This window comes from Seohaeicola sp. 4SK31 (assembly GCF_028802875.1).
Lineage (GTDB): Bacteria > Pseudomonadota > Alphaproteobacteria > Rhodobacterales > Rhodobacteraceae > Seohaeicola.
Genome location: NZ_JARAMP010000020.1, coordinates 19,706 through 35,929 on the forward strand (window position 1 = coordinate 19,706; position 16,224 = coordinate 35,929).

The 16,224-nt window shown below is 62.1% G+C and carries 15 protein-coding genes; 6 read left to right on the top strand and 9 right to left on the bottom strand.

From position 1 onward, the window contains the following. Both PVW27_RS15980 and PVW27_RS15985 read left to right on the top strand, forming a co-directional pair. Entirely contained in the window at positions 1 to 243 is a 243-nt protein-coding gene (locus PVW27_RS15980) for a hypothetical protein (RefSeq protein ID WP_274559450.1), read from the top strand. Continuing rightward, positions 240 to 815: an HD domain-containing protein gene (locus PVW27_RS15985; protein ID WP_274559452.1), complete on the top strand. Its 576-nt coding sequence runs from the start codon at positions 240 to 242 to the stop codon at positions 813 to 815. Before PVW27_RS15980 ends, PVW27_RS15985 begins: the two co-directional genes overlap by 4 nt. 40 nt (positions 816 to 855) lie before the next feature. Here PVW27_RS15985 and mfd read toward each other — a convergent pair whose 3' ends face one another. Together mfd and PVW27_RS15995 are read right to left on the bottom strand one after the other, a co-directional pair. Further along, the gene (gene mfd / locus PVW27_RS15990) at positions 856 to 4,317 is read right to left on the bottom strand and encodes a transcription-repair coupling factor (RefSeq protein WP_274559453.1); all 3,462 of its coding nucleotides are present in this window, start codon (positions 4,315 to 4,317) and stop codon (positions 856 to 858) included. Positions 4,318 to 4,326: 9 nt separating this feature from the next. Then, entirely contained in the window at positions 4,327 to 4,872 is a 546-nt protein-coding gene (locus PVW27_RS15995) for a component of SufBCD complex (RefSeq protein WP_274559455.1), read from the bottom strand. Positions 4,873 to 4,991: 119 nt separating this feature from the next. Between PVW27_RS15995 and hemB the strand changes: the two genes are divergently transcribed. Further along, positions 4,992 to 5,993, top strand: coding sequence for a porphobilinogen synthase (hemB, locus tag PVW27_RS16000; protein WP_274559457.1), 1,002 nt, complete (start codon positions 4,992 to 4,994; stop codon positions 5,991 to 5,993). A gap of 158 nt (positions 5,994 to 6,151) precedes the next feature. Next, on the top strand, positions 6,152 to 6,712 hold the full coding sequence (locus PVW27_RS16005) for a YSC84-related protein (RefSeq protein WP_274559459.1): 561 nt from the start codon (positions 6,152 to 6,154) through the stop codon (positions 6,710 to 6,712). Positions 6,713 to 6,755: 43 nt separating this feature from the next. Here the strand turns inward: PVW27_RS16005 and PVW27_RS16010 are convergent, their stop codons facing one another. Continuing rightward, the gene (locus PVW27_RS16010; RefSeq protein ID WP_274559461.1) at positions 6,756 to 7,025 is read right to left on the bottom strand and encodes an usg protein; all 270 of its coding nucleotides are present in this window, start codon (positions 7,023 to 7,025) and stop codon (positions 6,756 to 6,758) included. Between the two features lie 193 nt (positions 7,026 to 7,218). On the opposite strand from PVW27_RS16010, the gene gyrA reads away from it, so the two are divergent. Next, positions 7,219 to 9,954, top strand: coding sequence for a DNA gyrase subunit A (gene gyrA / locus PVW27_RS16015; protein WP_274559463.1), 2,736 nt, complete (start codon positions 7,219 to 7,221; stop codon positions 9,952 to 9,954). Positions 9,955 to 10,053: 99 nt separating this feature from the next. Here the strand turns inward: gyrA and PVW27_RS16020 are convergent, their stop codons facing one another. From PVW27_RS16020 to PVW27_RS16030, 3 genes are read right to left on the bottom strand one after another with little or no spacing between them, the layout of a single operon-like run. Continuing rightward, complete coding sequence (locus PVW27_RS16020) at positions 10,054 to 11,541, bottom strand: carboxypeptidase M32 (RefSeq protein ID WP_274559465.1); 1,488 nt, start codon at positions 11,539 to 11,541, stop codon at positions 10,054 to 10,056. Then, positions 11,538 to 12,686 (bottom strand): heme A synthase, encoded by a 1,149-nt coding sequence (gene ctaA, locus PVW27_RS16025; protein WP_274559467.1) that lies wholly within the window; start codon positions 12,684 to 12,686, stop codon positions 11,538 to 11,540. Before ctaA ends, PVW27_RS16020 begins: the two co-directional genes overlap by 4 nt. 24 nt (positions 12,687 to 12,710) lie before the next feature. Beyond that, a complete protein-coding gene (locus PVW27_RS16030; protein WP_274559469.1) occupies positions 12,711 to 13,484 on the bottom strand; it encodes an RNA methyltransferase in 774 nt (257 codons plus the stop codon). A 112-nt stretch (positions 13,485 to 13,596) separates the two neighbouring features. On the opposite strand from PVW27_RS16030, the gene PVW27_RS16035 reads away from it, so the two are divergent. Further along, complete coding sequence (locus tag PVW27_RS16035) at positions 13,597 to 14,256, top strand: thiamine phosphate synthase (protein WP_432762086.1); 660 nt, start codon at positions 13,597 to 13,599, stop codon at positions 14,254 to 14,256. A gap of 3 nt (positions 14,257 to 14,259) precedes the next feature. Here PVW27_RS16035 and PVW27_RS16040 read toward each other — a convergent pair whose 3' ends face one another. The 3 genes from PVW27_RS16040 to PVW27_RS16050 all read right to left on the bottom strand — a co-directional run bounded on the left by PVW27_RS16040 (position 14,260) and on the right by PVW27_RS16050 (position 16,215). Further along, a complete protein-coding gene (locus tag PVW27_RS16040; protein ID WP_274559471.1) occupies positions 14,260 to 15,093 on the bottom strand; it encodes a lysophospholipid acyltransferase family protein in 834 nt (277 codons plus the stop codon). After that, positions 15,090 to 15,878 (bottom strand): GNAT family N-acetyltransferase, encoded by a 789-nt coding sequence (locus PVW27_RS16045; protein WP_274559473.1) that lies wholly within the window; start codon positions 15,876 to 15,878, stop codon positions 15,090 to 15,092. Before PVW27_RS16045 ends, PVW27_RS16040 begins: the two co-directional genes overlap by 4 nt. Positions 15,879 to 16,026: 148 nt before the next feature. Further along, a complete protein-coding gene (locus tag PVW27_RS16050; protein WP_274559475.1) occupies positions 16,027 to 16,215 on the bottom strand; it encodes a DUF3553 domain-containing protein in 189 nt (62 codons plus the stop codon). Between the last annotated feature and the right edge of the window lie 9 nt (positions 16,216 to 16,224).

Genomic DNA, 16,224 nt, shown 5'->3' on the forward strand with positions numbered 1-16,224 from the left:
ATGGGCGTGACCGAGGATCTGGCTGACGCCCTGGCCCGCGACGTGCTGGAAGCCGTCGAAAAGACCGGCGACGACACGCTGATCGACGCAATCGCCAAGACGCTGGGCACCTCGTCCAGCGTGACTCAGGATGCGTTCATGACCTCGATCCGCGTCCGCACCGCTGAGGCGCGGGCGCGCAAACTGCTGACCGAGCGGCTCAGGAAAGCCATGGCCGACCGCAAGGCCGACACCCCGCAATGACCGCGCGGCTGGATGCGCAGATGGCCTTTCTGAACGAGGCCTGCCGCCTCAAGTCGGTGAACCGCGCCACGCCGCTCTGTGACGGATCAAGACCCGAGAATTCCGGAGAGCACAGCTGGCACATCGCCCTCTATGCCCTTGTTCTGGCGGAACAAGCACCCGCGGGCGTCAAAATCGACCGCGTGATCCGGATGCTGCTGATCCATGATCTGGTCGAGATCGACGCTGGCGATGCTCCGGTTTACGGCAACCATGACAAAGCTGCCCTGGAGCTGGCCGAATCCGCTGCCGCCGATCGTATCTTCGGCCTGCTGCCCGCCGATCAGGCCGCAGATCTGCGCGCGCTCTGGGATGAATTCGAGGCGAACCAAACCCCCGACGCCCGCTTTGCGAAATCGCTGGACCGGTTCCAGCCCCCGAACCAGAACCTTGTCGCAGGCGGCGGAAGCTGGACGGACTATGACGTCAGCTACGATATGCTGGTTGATCGCGTGGGCCACAAGATCGCCCATGGCGCCCCCGGATTGTGGGACTGGATCAATCCGCGCATACGGGCTTTTTTTGGCATTTAAACAAAGGCTTGATACGTGATATTGATGCAAAACATCAAGATTACGATGCCCCTGCCTTGCGCTTCTTCTCTGCCACAACTTTCTCGGCCAGTTCTTTGGCGATGGCGAAGGCCCCGCGGATTTTCTCTTTCTCCTGAGTCCAGTCGCGCTGCACGATGATCTTGTTGTCGCGCACCTTGGCCAGCCCCTTTTGGTCGGTAATAAACTCGACCAAGCCCTGCGGGCTGGCGAATTTGTCATTGTGAAACTGGATCGTCGCGCCTTTCGGCCCGCCATCCAGACGCGCGATCCCGGCCTTCTTGCACATCTCCTTGATCCGAACGATCAGCAGCAGCGTGTTCACCTCACGCGGCAAGGGCCCGAAGCGGTCGATCAACTCGGCGGCGAAGCCTTCAAGTTCAACTTTGGTATGCAAGTTGCTGAGACGACGGTACAATCCCAGACGCACGTCCAGATCGGGCACATAATCCTCGGGGATCAGAACCGGCACACCAAGATTGATGGACGGCGCCCATTGTCCATCCTGATCGGACAGCCCCTCCAATTCGCCTGACTTGATCTTGGCAATCGCATCCTCCAGCATCTGCTGGTAAAGCTCATATCCCACATCGCGCATCTGGCCCGACTGCTCCTCGCCCAGCAGGTTACCCGCGCCGCGAATGTCCAGATCCTGACTGGCCAGCGTGAAGCCCGCGCCCAGCGTATCAAGGCTACCCAGCACCCGCAGGCGCTTCTCGGCGGCAGGGGTCAGCTTGCCACGCGGTTTCGTTGTCAGATAGGCATAGGCGCGGGTCTTGGACCGCCCCACGCGTCCCCGGATCTGATAGAGCTGGCTGAGGCCGAACATATCCGCGCGGTGGATGACCATCGTATTGGCCGTAGGGATGTCCAGACCCGACTCGACAATGGTCGTGGCCAGCAACACATCATACTTGCCGTCATAGAAGGCGTTCATGCGGTCATCGAGTTCGCCCGCCGCCATCTGCCCATGCGCCACCACATAGGACACCTCGGGCACCTGCGTTTTCAGGAAATCCTCGATTTCGGGCAGGTCGCTGATCCGGGGCACGACAAAGAAACTCTGCCCGCCGCGATAATGTTCGCGCAGCAATGCCTCGCGAATCGTGACCGTGTCGAATTCCGACACATAGGTGCGGATCGACAACCGGTCTACCGGCGGCGTGCCGATGATCGAGAGGTCCCGCACACCGGACAGCGACAGCTGCAACGTGCGCGGAATGGGTGTCGCCGTCAGCGTCAACACATGGATATCACTGCGCAACTGCTTGAGCCGCTCTTTATGGCCCACACCGAAATGCTGTTCCTCGTCAATGATCAGCAGACCAAGGTTCTTGAAGCTGACGCCCTTGGCCAGAAGGGCATGCGTGCCCACCACGATATCCACCGTGCCGCGCGCGATCCCGTCACGGGTCGCCTGCGCATCCTTGGCGCTGACGAAGCGGGACAAGGCCCGCACCTCAAGGGGAAAGCCCCGGAATCGCTCGGCAAAGCTTTTGAAATGCTGCCGCGCCAGCAGGGTCGTGGGTGCGATCACCGCTACCTGCACGCCGGACATCGCCGCCACAAAGGCCGCGCGCATCGCGACTTCGGTCTTGCCGAATCCCACATCACCGCAGATCAGCCGATCCATCGGATTGCCTGACCCCAGATCGGCCAGAACATCCTCGATCGCGCGCAACTGATCGTCGGTCTCCATGTACGGAAAGCGCGCGCTGAACGCTTCCCACGCGTGGTGCTGCGGCTCCAGCACGGGGGCGGATCGCAGGGCACGCTCGGCCGCCACGCGGATCAGGCGTTCGGCCATCTCGCGGATGCGTTCCTTCAGCCGCGCTTTCTTGGCCTGCCACGCGCCGCCGCCCAGTTTGTCCAGAAGCCCCTCTTCATGGCCAAACTTGCTAAGCAGTTCGATATTCTCGACCGGCAGGTAAAGCTTTGATCCTTCGGCATATTCCAGCGTCAGGCATTCGTGCGCCGCCCCCAGTGCCGTGACCACCTCAAGCCCCAGATAGCGGCCCACGCCGTGATCCACATGCACCACCAGATCGCCGGGAGAGAGGCTTTGAGCCTCGGTCAGGAAGTTTTCGGCCTTGCGGCGTTTCTTGGGCGCGCGGATCAAACGGTCGCCCAGAACGTCCTGTTCGCTGATCACGGTCAGGCCATCGGCCTCGAACCCCTGATCCAATGGCCAGGCCGCCAGATGCAGGCCATGCTTGCCGATCCCCCGCGCATCGCCAACATGAACCGAGCCGATCAGACCCTCATCGCTGATCAACCCGTCCAGTCGCTCGCGCGCCCCTTCCGAGAAGGACGCGATCAGCACCGGCCCCTTTTCCATCCGCGCCTTCACATGGGTGGCCAAAGCCGCAAAAAGGCTTAGGTTTTCCTGCTGGCGCTCAGGCGCGAATGTGCGCCCGATCCGCCCGCCTGCGTCGATCACCCCCGGTCCCGTGGCCTGCGCCAGCGGGTTGAACTGCATCACACGGGTCTGCGCCGTCGCCGCCTCCCACGCGGCATCGTCCAGATACAGAAGTCCCGGCGGCACGGGTTTGTAAACAGTATCCATCCGCCCCTTCTGGGTCATGGCCAGCCGCCGCGTCTCGTATTGATCAGCGATACTGTCCCAGCGGGCCAGTCGCGTGGGCGTGACCTGATCGTCCTGCGTGACGGTCGCTTGCGGCAGATAGTCGAAGATCGTCTCCAGCCGGTCATGGAAGAACGGCAGCCAATGTTCGATTCCGGCATGTTTGCGCCCTGCGCTCACGGCCTCGTAAAGCGGATCATCGGTGCCTGCCGCGCCGAATTCGATCCGGTAATTCTGCCGGAACCGGGTAATCGCGGCCTCGTCCAGAATGACTTCGGACACGGGGGCAAGCTCGACAAGATCCAGCTTTTCGGTGGTGCGCTGGGTCGCCGCATCAAAGCGTCGTGCCCCGTCCAGCACATCGCCGAACAGATCCAGCCGCACCGGGCCACCTTCGCCGGGCGGATAGATGTCGATGATCCCGCCGCGGATCGCGTAATCACCCGGCTCCATCACCGTCGGCGCTTGCGAGAAACCCATGCGAACCAGAAAGTTGCGCAACGCAGCTTCATCAAGCCGCCCCCCCACGCGGGCAGAGAACGCCGCCTCGCGCAGCACGTCGCGCGCAGGCAACCGCTGCATGGCCGCACTGATCGTTGTCAGCAGGACGAACCGGTCCGGCATCCCGTGCACCAACCCGGCCAGAGTCGCCATTCGGGTGGCCGAGATATCGGCATTCGGGCTGACGCGGTCATAAGGCAGACAATCCCACGCGGGAAAGGTGATGACCGGCATCTCGGGTGCAAAGAACCGCAAGGCCGCCTGCATCGCCGCCAACCGCTTGTCGTCGCGCGCCACATGGATAACGGGCGCCCCGCGGCGCTCGATCTCCTTGAGGATCAGCCTTGCGTCAAATCCTTCGGGTGCACCGCCAACGGTAAGGCGTAACTGATCTGTCATGGCAGGCGATTATCCAAGCGGTCTGATAAGATGTTCGGGCATCATATGGGCGAGGTTCTGATACATGCCCCAAAGCGCGGTGACGAAGATCGAGATCATCCCGATCACCTGTGTCATGAGCCGGTGCCGCATCAGGGCCTTGCGCAAGCCAGGCCCCGTCATCGCCTGAGCTTGCAGGCGACGGGCCAGACGCAGGCTCAGAAATCCGACGATCGACAGCGGAAAGAGCAGCAGAAAGATCGCCTGCGCCAGTTGGAACCCGTAGGCGAAGCCGCTCAGCCCCAGAAACGTCAAAAAGAACGTGCCGAAGGCGACGATCCCGATCCCCGAGACATCCGCGATATAGACAAGGCGGTTCGCATTGACGCGGACAATATCCTGAAGGTCGATTTCGGCTTGCCCCTGCTGCGACGCGGCGCGCTGGACAATGTCATAAGGCACGCCCATGACCCAGAAACTGGCCGTGGACCACATGACCGCCAGCACGATCCAATACCACAAATTGGAGAAGGATCGCAGATTGATCACTTCGTTCAGAGTGCCGAACCAGTCCAAAATCAATGCCCTTTACAACGCTTTCGCTTCCATAGCCGTGTCTTTGGGCAATTCCTACCCTTGAGATGCGCCAATATCCATGCCACGCATGCAGGGTGACCACATGAGATGACGCACCGATGATCCCCAGCCAGGCCGCTTACCCCGCCACCCGCTTTCGCCGCACCAGGCAATCCCCCGCGATCCGCGCCCTGACCCAAGAGAATACGCTCTCGGTCGGCAATCTGATCTGGCCCGTCTTCGTCCGGGACGGCGAAGGGATCGAGGAACCTGTGGCCTCGATGCCCGGTGTCGTCCGCCGCTCGGTCGACCGCGTGGTCGAGGCCGCGCGCGAAGCGGCCGATCTGGGTATCCCCGCGATTTGCCTCTTTCCCTATACGGACCCGGCGAAAAAGACCCGCGACTGCGCCGAGGCGTGGAACCCCGAGAACCTGAGCAACCGCGCCACCCGCGCGATCAAGGCCGCCGTGCCGGGCATCGCGGTCATGACCGATGTGGCGCTCGACCCCTATAATTCAGATGGGCATGACGGGTTCTGGCGCGATGGCGTGGTCGTGAATGATGAAACGGTCGAGGCGCTGGTGAAACAGGCGCTATCGCAGGCCGAGGCGGGCGCCGATATCATCGGCCCGTCCGACATGATGGATGGGCGCATTGGTGCGATCCGTCAGGCGCTGGAGAGTGCCGGCCATACCAATGTCATGCTGCTCAGCTATGCCGCCAAATACGCCTCGGCCTTTTATGGCCCGTTCCGCGATGCGGTGGGCGCCTCGGGTGCGCTCAAGGGTGACAAGAAAACCTATCAGATGGACCCCGCCAATTCGGACGAGGCGATCCGCCTGGTCGAGCGTGATTTGCGCGAGGGGGCAGACATGGTGATGGTCAAGCCGGGCATGCCCTATCTGGATATCTGTCGCCGCGTCAAGGATGCCTTCGGCGCACCGACTTATGCCTATCAGGTGTCGGGCGAATACGCGATGATTCAGGCCGCAGCTCAGAACGGCTGGATCGACGGCGAACGCGCCATGCTGGAAAGCCTGATGTGCTTCCGCCGCGCGGGTTGTGACGGCATTCTGACCTATTTCGCACCCGCCGTGGCGCGCAAACTGGCAAAGGGGTGATCGCCTCCCGGTGGCGAAACCCCGCCGGGAAGCGCTTGGCGTAAACCATTTGCCACAAGAGTTGGTGACATAAGGCTGATTTGCCTCTATATTCAGCGCATATCCGGAGATGACAAAACATCCGGACCTGGCAGCAGCATAACAAACAGGCAATATACATGACCCAGATGAGCAGACGGACATTCACGTTGAGCGCCCTTGCCGGCGTCAGCGTCACCGCAGCCTGCGGCAACGGGATCGGCAGCCCCGGATCAGCGGTGATCGACAACCGGGTCGAAGCCACGCTGAATTATCTCTACAACACCTATCCCAATACGCGGGATCTGGCCGACAAATCGGTGGGCCAGCTGGTCATGCCTCTGATCACCGAGGCGGGTTTCGGCTTTGGTGGCGGCTATGGTCGCGGCGCGCTGCGCGTCAACGGGATCACGGTGGATTACTACTCGGCCACCAAAGGCAGTTTCGGCCTGCAGATCGGCGCACAGCAATTCGCTCATGTTCTGTTCTTCATGACCGATGACGCGCTGCAACGCTTCCGCCGCTCCTCAGGCTGGGCGGCTGGTGCTGATGTGGGCTATGTGATCAACGATCAGGCCGACAACCTGCGGGCGGAAACCACCACCTCGACCTCGCCGGTTCTGGCGGTGATCTTCGGTCAGGCGGGTCTCATGGTCGGCGCCACGCTGGAAGGCGTGAAATACACCCGGATCATTCCCTGACGTCATGGCGCGGCGCGGGGTTCACCCGCGCCTATGCCTTGGCTCAATGCAGCCGAAACTCCCCCACGACATTGCGCCATTCGCCCGGACTGATCATCTTGCGATGGGTGAACCGCACCGAATGCAGCGGCCCTTCGATCTGGGAATTCCAGAATTCGATGAACTTGAACAGCCGCGGGTGATCCGGCGCGATGTCATAGTCCTGCCAGACAAAAGTGTTCAGCACATTGCGGTAATCGGGCATGCGATAGAAGAATTCGGCAGTGGTCAGACCATAGCCCTTGAGCATCAGTTCCGTTTCAGAAGCCTGCATGTTGTCACCCTGTTCACGACTCGATAGGAAAATCATGCCAAGGTTAAATTACTTTTCAATAAAAACAGTATGTTAGCAATCACATCCGCTGGCTGCCAAATGCAGGCGGCTTGCGGCATTGCACCCTATATCCAGCCTCTGATATAGTCTGCCCAACAAGATATAGAGAAACTGGACAGAGCGGTTAAATCACGTGAACGACACGCCGGAAACCCCTGAAAACGAAGACGAAAACGCGCCGACGCGGACCGTGTTCGATGGCCCCTCCATCTCGATCACCGAGGAGATGAAGACCTCCTATCTCGATTACGCGATGAGCGTGATCGTCAGCCGCGCGATCCCCGATCTGCGGGACGGTCTGAAACCGGTGCATCGCCGCATCCTCTATGCGATGAACGAAGTGGGCAATACCCACGACAAACCTTACCGCAAATCGGCGCGTCCCGTGGGCGATGTGATGGGTAAATACCACCCGCATGGCGACAGCGCGATCTATGACGCGCTGGTGCGGATGGCGCAGGATTTCTCGATGTCGCTGCCGCTTCTGGACGGTCAGGGCAACTTCGGCTCGATGGATGGCGATAACGCCGCCGCCATGCGCTATACCGAAGTGCGGATGGACAAGCCGGCCGCTTTCCTTTTGGCCGATATCGACAAGGATACGGTCAACTTTCAGGACAACTATGACGGCAAAGACCGCGAACCCACGGTTCTGCCGGCACGGTTCCCGAACATGCTGGTCAATGGTGCGGGCGGTATCGCCGTCGGCATGGCCACCAACATCCCGCCGCATAACCTTGGCGAAGTCGTGGATGCCACGCTGGCCCTGATCGAGAACCCGGACCTCACGTCTGAGGATCTGATCGAATACATTCCAGGGCCGGATTTTCCCACCGGTGGCCTGATGCTGGGCCGTTCTGGCGCGCGCAAGGCCTATCTCGAAGGGCGTGGCTCGGTCATTATCCGCGCCAAGACCAAGATCGAGGAATTGCGCAAGGACCGCTACGCCATCATCGTCGAGCAGATCCCCTATCAAGTCAACAAGGCCGCGATGATCGAAAAGATCGCCGAACAGGTGCGCGAGAAAAAGATCGAAGGCGTGGCCCATGTGCAGGATGAAAGCGACCGCAACGGCGTGCGCGTGGTCATCGAACTCAAGCGCGACGCCACACCCGAGGTGGTGCTGAACCAGCTTTACCGCTTCACGCCGATGCAGACCTATTTCGGGTGCAACATGCTGGCGCTGAACGGCGGTCGGCCGGAACAACTGACCCTGCTGCGGTTCCTGTCCAGCTTCATCGCCTTCCGCGAGGAAGTGGTGGCCCGCCGCACCGCGTTCGAACTGCGCAAGGCCCGCGAGCGCAGCCATATCCTCTGCGGTCTGGCCGTGGCCGTCACCAATGTCGATGAGGTCGTGGCCACGATCCGCGCCTCGGCCGATGCGGCGGATGCGCGTGACAAGCTGATGACCCGCGCCTGGCCCGCCCGCGACATCGCGGAGTATATCCGCCTGATCGACGATCCGTCCCACACGGTGAACGAGGACGGCACCTATTTCCTGTCCGAGATCCAGGCCCGTGCCATTCTGGAACTGCGCCTGCAACGCCTGACCCAGCTGGGCGTCAAGGAAGTCACCGACGAGTTGCAGGAACTGGCTGCCAAGATCCGCGAATACCTTGAGATTCTCGCCAGCCGCGAGCGGATCATGGGCATCATTTCGGACGAATTGCGCGAGGTGAAGGAGCTGTTCGCCGTGCCCCGCCGGACCGAGATCGTCGACTGGGCTGGCGACATGGACGACGAAGACCTGATCGAGCGCGAAGACATGGTCGTCACGATCACCTCGGGCGGCTATATCAAGCGCACGCCTTTGGCCGATTTCCGCGCCCAGAAACGTGGCGGCAAGGGCCTGTCTGGAATGCAGACCAAGGAAGAGGATGTCGTCACCACCCTTTTCGTGGCCAATACCCATGACCAGCTTCTGTTCTTCACGACAGACGGGATGGTCTACAAGCTCAAGACCTGGCGTCTGCCGCTGGGCGGGCGCACCTCCAAGGGCAAGGCCATCGTCAATATCCTGCCGATCCCGCCGGGTGTGTCGATTGCCGCGATCATGCCGGTGGACCGCCCCGATACGGAATGGGACGATCTGCAGATCGTGTTCGCCACCTCGGCGGGTGATGTGCGCCGCAACGCGCTGTCGGATTTCACCAATGTCAAATCCAACGGCAAGATCGCGATGAAACTGCCAGAGGATGTAGAACTGGTAAACGCGCGGATCTGCTCGCCGGATGATGACGTGATGCTGGTCACGGATTCGGGCCGCGCGATCCGCTTTTCCACCACTGATGTGCGGGTCTTCAAGGGCCGCGATTCCACCGGGGTGCGCGGTATCCGCCTCTTGGGTGACGACCGCGTGGTGTCCATGTCCGTGATCCGCCATTTCGACGCCACCGCAGAAGAGAGGGCGGCCTATCTCAAGATGCGCCGCGCCATGGCCGGTCTTGCCGATGATGCCGAGGCCGAAGATGAGGAAGCCCCCGCAGATCCCAACTTCTCGACCGAACGCTATGCGGAAATGTCCGCCGCCGAGAATCTGATCCTCACGATCACGGCCAATGGTTCGGGCAAGCTATCCTCCAGCCATGACTATCCTGTCCGCGGACGCGGCGGCATGGGTGTCACTGCGATGGACAAGGCGATGCGCGGCGGCGCCCTCGTCGCCTCCTTCCCCGTCGAGATGGACGATCAGGTGATGCTTGCCACCTCCAAGGGTCAGTCCATCCGCGTGCCTGTGGACGGAATTTCCTTCCGCTCGCGCTCGGCCGGCGGCGTCAAGGTCTTCAACACCGGCACAGGCGAGGTCGTCGTCTCGGTCGCGCGTATCGCCGATCAGGGCGACGAAGAGGTCGAGGCCGCGGGCGAATAAGCCCCGGTTTCTTCTTGCGTCAAATATCCTCGGGGGGTCAAACCCGCAGGGTTTGGAAGGGGGGCAGGCAGCCCCCCTTTCACCATGTAGAGGCAAGCGTCACAGATCGTAAATTGCGCCGAACTTGTCCTTGAGATAGGTCAGCAACGGGGCTTCCGACGGCTCTATCCCTGCGGCCTGCGCGATCACCTCGCGCGGCGTGAACAGCCCGCCATGACGCTGCACACTCTCGCGCAGCCAACCCGTCGCCCCGGAAGTATTGCCCTGCGCCAGTTGCGCGTCCAGCCCCGGCAGCGCGGCGCGCATCGCCTGATGCAGGCACCCCGCATAGACATTGCCCAGACTGTAGGTCGGAAAATACCCGAACAATCCCACAGACCAATGCACATCCTGCAAGCATCCGTTCGAGGGTTTATCGACCGCAAAGCCGAAATCAGCCAGAAAGCGGTCGTTCCACGCCGCCTCAAGATCGGCCACGGCCAGATCCCCCGCTATCAGCGCGCGTTCCAGATCGAAGCGCAGCATCACATGCAGATTGTATTGCACCTCATCCGCTTCGGTCCGGATAAAGCCGTTCTGCAGGCGGTTCACGGCGACGTAGAATTCATACGCGTCCTTGATGCCGAAATCACCAAAGGCATCGCGCATCTGTCCGTAAAGCCAGCCTGTAAAGGCGCGGCTGCGGCCGATCTGGTTCTCATAGATGCGGGACTGGCTTTCATGCACTCCCATAGACACGCCCTGCCCCAGCGGGGTCAGCCCATAGGCCGCGTCAATCCCCTGCTCATAGCAGGCGTGACCGACCTCGTGGATGGTCGAATAGAAGCAGTTGAACGGGTCCTCGCGATTGGTCCGCGTGGTGATCCGCACGTCACGCCCCGACCCGCTGGAGAAGGGATGCACCGCCTTGTCCAGCCGTCCGATCTGGAAGTCATAGCCGAAGGTCCGCGCCAGAAGATGCGTCAGTTGCATCTGCGCTGCCTCGTCAAACCGCCCTGACAGACCCTTCGGTGCAGGTCGCGCCAGACAGGCCCCGCGCAACTCCACCAAGGGTCCGCGCAAGGCGCCGAACATCGCCTCAAGATCCGCCGCCTTTGCCTCGGGCTCGTAATCATCCAGAAGCGCGTCATAGGGATCATGGCCTGCGGCCAGTGCCGCCGCCTCCGCACGCTTCAGGGCCACGATCCGCTCCAGCACCGGCAGGAACGCCGCCACATCCTCGGCGGCCCGTGCCTCGGCCCATTGACCCTGCGCGCGGCTGGTGACGCGCGCCAGTTCCTCGGCCAGATCGGCGGGCAGTTTGCGGGCACGGTCGAAACTGCGCCGGATATGGCGCAATTGCGCACGGCCCACCGCATCCAGCGTGCCCTCGTCAATCGCAGCCAGCCAATCGCCCACACGCGGATCGGTGCGCCGCGCATGCAGCACACTTTCCATCGCGGCCATTTCCTCGGCCCGCTGATCGGCGGCGCCGCGCGGCATCATCGTTTCCTGATCCCAGCCCAGACGACCCGCCACCTGTCCCAAGGCGAAGGTCTGCCGTTGATGCGCCATCAGCGCGTCATAGGCGCCAGCCGTGTTGCTCATGCCCGTGCCCCCCGGATCGAGGTGACGACCGGATAGGCCGAAAGATAGCGCGCCCGCAGGATCAGCACCCAGAGGATCACCGCCAACACCTGATGCAGGATCGCGATTTCCCATGGTGCGGCCGTCATCACTGTGACGATCCCCAGCACGATCTGCGCCAGCAGCGTGGCGAAGACCAGATTGAAGGCCCTCTGCGTGGCCTCATGCGCGCTTTTGCGACCTCGCAGCCAGACCATGATCCCGAAGGCCAGCAACAGATAGCCGCTGACGCGGTGAATGAACTGCACCAGACCGGGGTTCTCGAAGAAATTCTTCCAAAGCGGTTCGATCATGAAGGGATTGGGCGGGATCACCTGCCCCCCCATCAACGGCCAGTCGGTATAGGAGCGGCCGGCGTCGATCCCGGCGACCAGCGCGCCAAGAAGGATCTGGAGAAAGGCGAAATGCATCAGCCCCGTGGACAGGCCGAACAGTTTGTCCTCTTTGGCGCGGCGCGCCTGCAGCAGGTCACGCTCGGTCCGGCCCAACAAAAAGACATACCAGGCGATGAACCCAAGGATCACGAAGGCCAGGCCCAGATGCGTCGCCAGACGATAGCTGGCCACGCTGGTCATGCTGCCAGTCAGACCCGACGCCACCATCCACCAGCCGATGAAGCCCTGCAAACCACCTAGCGCCCCGATGAACAGCAGGCGCGGCGTCCAGCCCGCCGGAATCTTGCGCGCCAGAAGAAAACCCAGAAAACCAAGGCCCCAGACCAGACCGATCACACGACCAAGCTGCCGGTGGCCCCATTCCCACCAATAGATGAATTTGAAGTCATCCAGGTCCATCCAGCGGTTCTGGATCTGGAACTGCGGGATCTGCTGGTATTTGGCAAACTCCGCCTCCCAGTCGGCCTGGGACAGGGGCGGGATCGCCCCGGTCAGGGGCCGCCATTCGGTGATGCTCAAGCCGCTGTCTGTCAGACGGGTCAGACCACCCACGGCGATCATCACCATCACCAGCGCAAAAAGCACCATCAGCCAGCCCCGGATCGCACCACGCGCGCCCGTATGGCCCTTGTCGATCAATCCGCCCTGCGGTGTGGGCCTGCTGTCGGCCCCGGTGGCAACCTCTTCGAAAATCGCGCGTTTCTTGGTCATCGTCGTCTCCTGTCGATGCCGAACCTAGGGCTTGTCTGCGGGATCGTCCAGAACCTGACCCCGCTCTTTCCAGCGCACCATTTGACGCAGGATACCATGCAGCATCTGCACATCGGCGCGTGTCAGCCGCATCCGGCTCCAGAGGTTGCGCAGGTTCATTTTCATGCTGTCGGCCTTGGTCGCAGGGAAAAAGAAACCAGCCTCGGCCAGACGCTCTTCATAGTGCCGCGCCAGCGCCTCGACCTCGGTGCCATTGGCCCAGTCGGTGCGGCCCATCTCGACCATCTCGTGCTGCACCTGTTCGGTCTGCCTGCGCCACTCATAGGCCGTCAGCAGCACGCATTGCGCAAGGTTCAGGCTGGGAAAGTCGGGGTTTACCGGAACCGTGATGATCGCATTGGCCTGCGCCACGTCCTCATTCTCAAGCCCTGCGCGTTCCGGCCCGAACAGCACTGCCACCTTCTCGCCGCGGGCCACCATCTCGGCCGCCAGTTCCATGGCGCGTTCAGGGCTGTAGACCGGTTTGGTCAGACCGCGCCCGCGTGCCGTGGTGGCGAAGGTATAGGTCATGCCCGACAAGGCTGCCGGCAGATCGTCATGCAACTGCGCCTCATCCAGAAGCCGCCCCGCGCCGCTGGCCATGGCAACCGCACGGGTATTCGGCCAGCCGTCGCGCGGTCCCACCACATGCATCCTGTCCAGCCCGAAATTCCACATCGCACGGGCGGCGGCCCCGATATTCTCGCCCATCTGGGGGCGGACAAGGACAAAGGCGGGCTGGGGTTTGGGGCTGGGCATCGCGGTCTCCGTCAGGGCTGGCGCGTGATACGCCAGCGCGCCGCCGTTTCCAAGCGGTTATGGGATCACCTGCCCGATGGTCAAAGCCGCAAATCCCCGGTATGACACCGCCATGACATTCAAGGAGCCTGACCCGATGGCCGAAACGCCTGACGCCCCGCAGCAGCCGCAGCTTTACCTGATCACCCCGCCGACCTTCGATCTTGAGGTGTTTCCCGATCTTCTGGCCCGCGTTCTGGACGCGCAGGCCGTGGCCTGCGTCCGTCTGGCACTTGCCAGCAAGGACGAGGACAACGTGGCCCGCGCCGCCGATGCGCTGCGCGAGGTGACCCATGCCCGCGACGTGGCCTTGGTGATCGAAAGTCATGTCCTGATGGTGGAACGGCTGGGTCTTGACGGCGTCCATCTGACCGATGGCGCGCGTTCGGTTCGCAAGGTGCGCAAGGACCTTGGCCCTGATGCGATCGTCGGGGCCTTCTGCGGTATCCAGCGCCATGAGGGTATGAACGCGGGCGAGGGCGGGGCGGATTACATCAGCTTCGGTCCCGTGGGCGATAACCCCTTGGGCGATGGCAGCCGCGCGGAACTGGAGATTTTCGAATGGTGGTCCGAGATCATCGAAGTGCCCGTCGTGGCCGAAGGTGCCCTGACCGAAGATCTGATCCGCCAGCTTGCCCCGATCACCGATTTCATCGCCTTGGGGGATGAAATCTGGTCCAAGGCCGATCCGGTTGTGGAACTGGCGCGCCTGACGAAAGCCATGCAGGTCTGACGGTCATCCCTGTGCCGTGCCGTGCAACAGCCCGGCACGCACCACATCTTCGACATGAGCGGCCAGAGACTTGCGGTTCGGGAAGGCATCGACCCGCACCGGCGCGTGATAGACCACTTCGACCGATCCATTGCGCGGCGCCGCCAGAACCTTGGCCAGATGCGGCCCAAAGCCCATATCGCCCCACCAGCCATAGAACCGCGCCTCCTCGCCCTCAGGCGCGCGGTAGATCAGTGTCACCGGCTGTATCCATGTGCGATGCCGCAGATCATCCGAGAAAAACGCCTGAAACAGCGTGGACTTGAAGGGCAGCACCAAGGTGCCATCGGTCGATGTCCCCTCTGGAAAGAATAGCAGCTTGTGCCCTGCCAGCAGCCGCGCCTCGAACAGATCCTGTTGACGGCGGGCATCGCGCGGATCGCGGTTGATGAAGACCGTTCCCGTGGCCCGCGCCAGCCAGCCGATGCCGGGCCAGCCTGCTACCTCGGACTTGGACACGAAATAGATCCGCTTGCGCGCATTCAGCGCGAAAATATCCAGCCACGAGACATGGTTCGCCACAACCGCACCACGCTCCTCCATCCGTTTGCCCCGCACGACATACCTCATGCCAAGGATGACGAAGGCCGCACGGCACACGCCCTGCGTCAGCCAGGGTGTCACCGGTCTCTGCAGGCCGAAGAGCGGCCTTTCGATCAGGCGTAGCAACAGCATGAGCCCCAACCCGCCAAAGGTGATGCTGCCCAGAACCGCCCCGCGCAGTATCAGCCTGATCCATCCGCCAGCCGTCAGCGACTGCGCGGGCGGTTCTGGCGGGGGCACCCAGGCACCGGTCATGGAGACACCGGCCGCGTTGAAACAGGACGGGTGTAAATGGCGCGCTGGCTTTCGTTCATGCGGGCCACGTCCAGAACCAGACAGACATCCGTGGTGTTGAAGGCGCGGTCCACGAAAGCGCCCTGCCCCACGAATCCACCCAGCCGCAGATAGGCCTTGATCAGTGCCGGCACCGCCAGCATGGCCGCCTTGCGATCGAGCGCCGCTGCGGGGATGCGGTCCATGGCGGCAAACCCCTCGGGTCGCGCGGTCACCCGCAGGTCATCCGGGACCAGATGCCTATGATGCAGCAAGGACAGAGGCGCCGCCAAGGCATCCACATCGGTGCCATGGAAACTGGCAACACCAAACAGGATCTCGATCCCATGCGCCTCCACATAGGCAGCCAGCGCATGCCAAAGGTGATACATCCCCATGCCGCCGCGATAGTCGGGGTGCAGGCAGGATCGGCCCAGTTCCAGCAACGGTCGCCCGCTGGCCTTGAGAACCGACAGGTCATACTCATCCTCGGAATAGAACTGCCCCGCCTGAGCGGCCTGATCCGCCCTGAGAAGGCGATACACCCCGACCACGCGGTCATCCGGCGCGCGGCTTTCATCCAGTAGCAGCAGATGATCGAAGTAAGGATCGAAACGGTCCCGCTCCAGACGGTTGGTATGGTCGACCAGCGCCCCGCCGCCGCCCAGTTCCTCGACAAAGACCGCATAGCGCAACCGCTGCGCCGCGCGCAGGTCACCCTCGCTGCGGGCCAGACGAACGACATAGTGCGGCTTGGCTTGGATCATTCTGCGGCATCCGCTGGGGGCATGTCCCTGTTTCTAGAAAATGACTTGATCCGTGGCAACCACCCGAAACCTTTGACAAAATGACAATGGATCAGCTGCGGCAGCGCCACATGGGAGGAAAAGACGAGTCGTGGTAACCTTTTGTTAACTAGTTTGACGGATCAAAGACAGGCATGAGGAAGACGCGGGAGCCGTCGATGACAACCTTTCCTGCCTCTGGAAAATTGACCGTGATCCTGCCACCTATATTGGACTGCACCTGCCCCAGCCCCCAATCGGGCTGGTCGGGGTGGCGCACCAGCATCCCCGGCTCCAGAATCGCGTTCATATCCGTCAAGTCCTTACC

Excerpts from the sequence above, each read along its gene's own strand:
- PVW27_RS15980 (WP_274559450.1), top strand. The coding sequence starts at position 1 with ATGGGCGTGACCGAGGATCTGGCTGACGCCCTGGCCCGCGACGTGCTG.
- PVW27_RS15985 (WP_274559452.1), top strand. The coding sequence starts at position 240 with ATGACCGCGCGGCTGGATGCGCAGATGGCCTTTCTGAACGAGGCCTGC.
- mfd (WP_274559453.1), bottom strand. The coding sequence starts at position 4,317 with ATGACAGATCAGTTACGCCTTACCGTTGGCGGTGCACCCGAAGGATTT.
- hemB (WP_274559457.1), top strand. The coding sequence starts at position 4,992 with ATGATCCCCAGCCAGGCCGCTTACCCCGCCACCCGCTTTCGCCGCACC.
- PVW27_RS16005 (WP_274559459.1), top strand. The coding sequence starts at position 6,152 with ATGACCCAGATGAGCAGACGGACATTCACGTTGAGCGCCCTTGCCGGC.
- PVW27_RS16010 (WP_274559461.1), bottom strand. The coding sequence starts at position 7,025 with ATGCAGGCTTCTGAAACGGAACTGATGCTCAAGGGCTATGGTCTGACC.
- PVW27_RS16020 (WP_274559465.1), bottom strand. The coding sequence starts at position 11,541 with ATGAGCAACACGGCTGGCGCCTATGACGCGCTGATGGCGCATCAACGG.
- ctaA (WP_274559467.1), bottom strand. The coding sequence starts at position 12,686 with ATGACCAAGAAACGCGCGATTTTCGAAGAGGTTGCCACCGGGGCCGAC.
- PVW27_RS16030 (WP_274559469.1), bottom strand. The coding sequence starts at position 13,484 with ATGCCCAGCCCCAAACCCCAGCCCGCCTTTGTCCTTGTCCGCCCCCAG.
- PVW27_RS16035 (WP_432762086.1), top strand. The coding sequence starts at position 13,597 with ATGACATTCAAGGAGCCTGACCCGATGGCCGAAACGCCTGACGCCCCG.
- PVW27_RS16040 (WP_274559471.1), bottom strand. The coding sequence starts at position 15,093 with ATGACCGGTGCCTGGGTGCCCCCGCCAGAACCGCCCGCGCAGTCGCTG.
- PVW27_RS16045 (WP_274559473.1), bottom strand. The coding sequence starts at position 15,878 with ATGATCCAAGCCAAGCCGCACTATGTCGTTCGTCTGGCCCGCAGCGAG.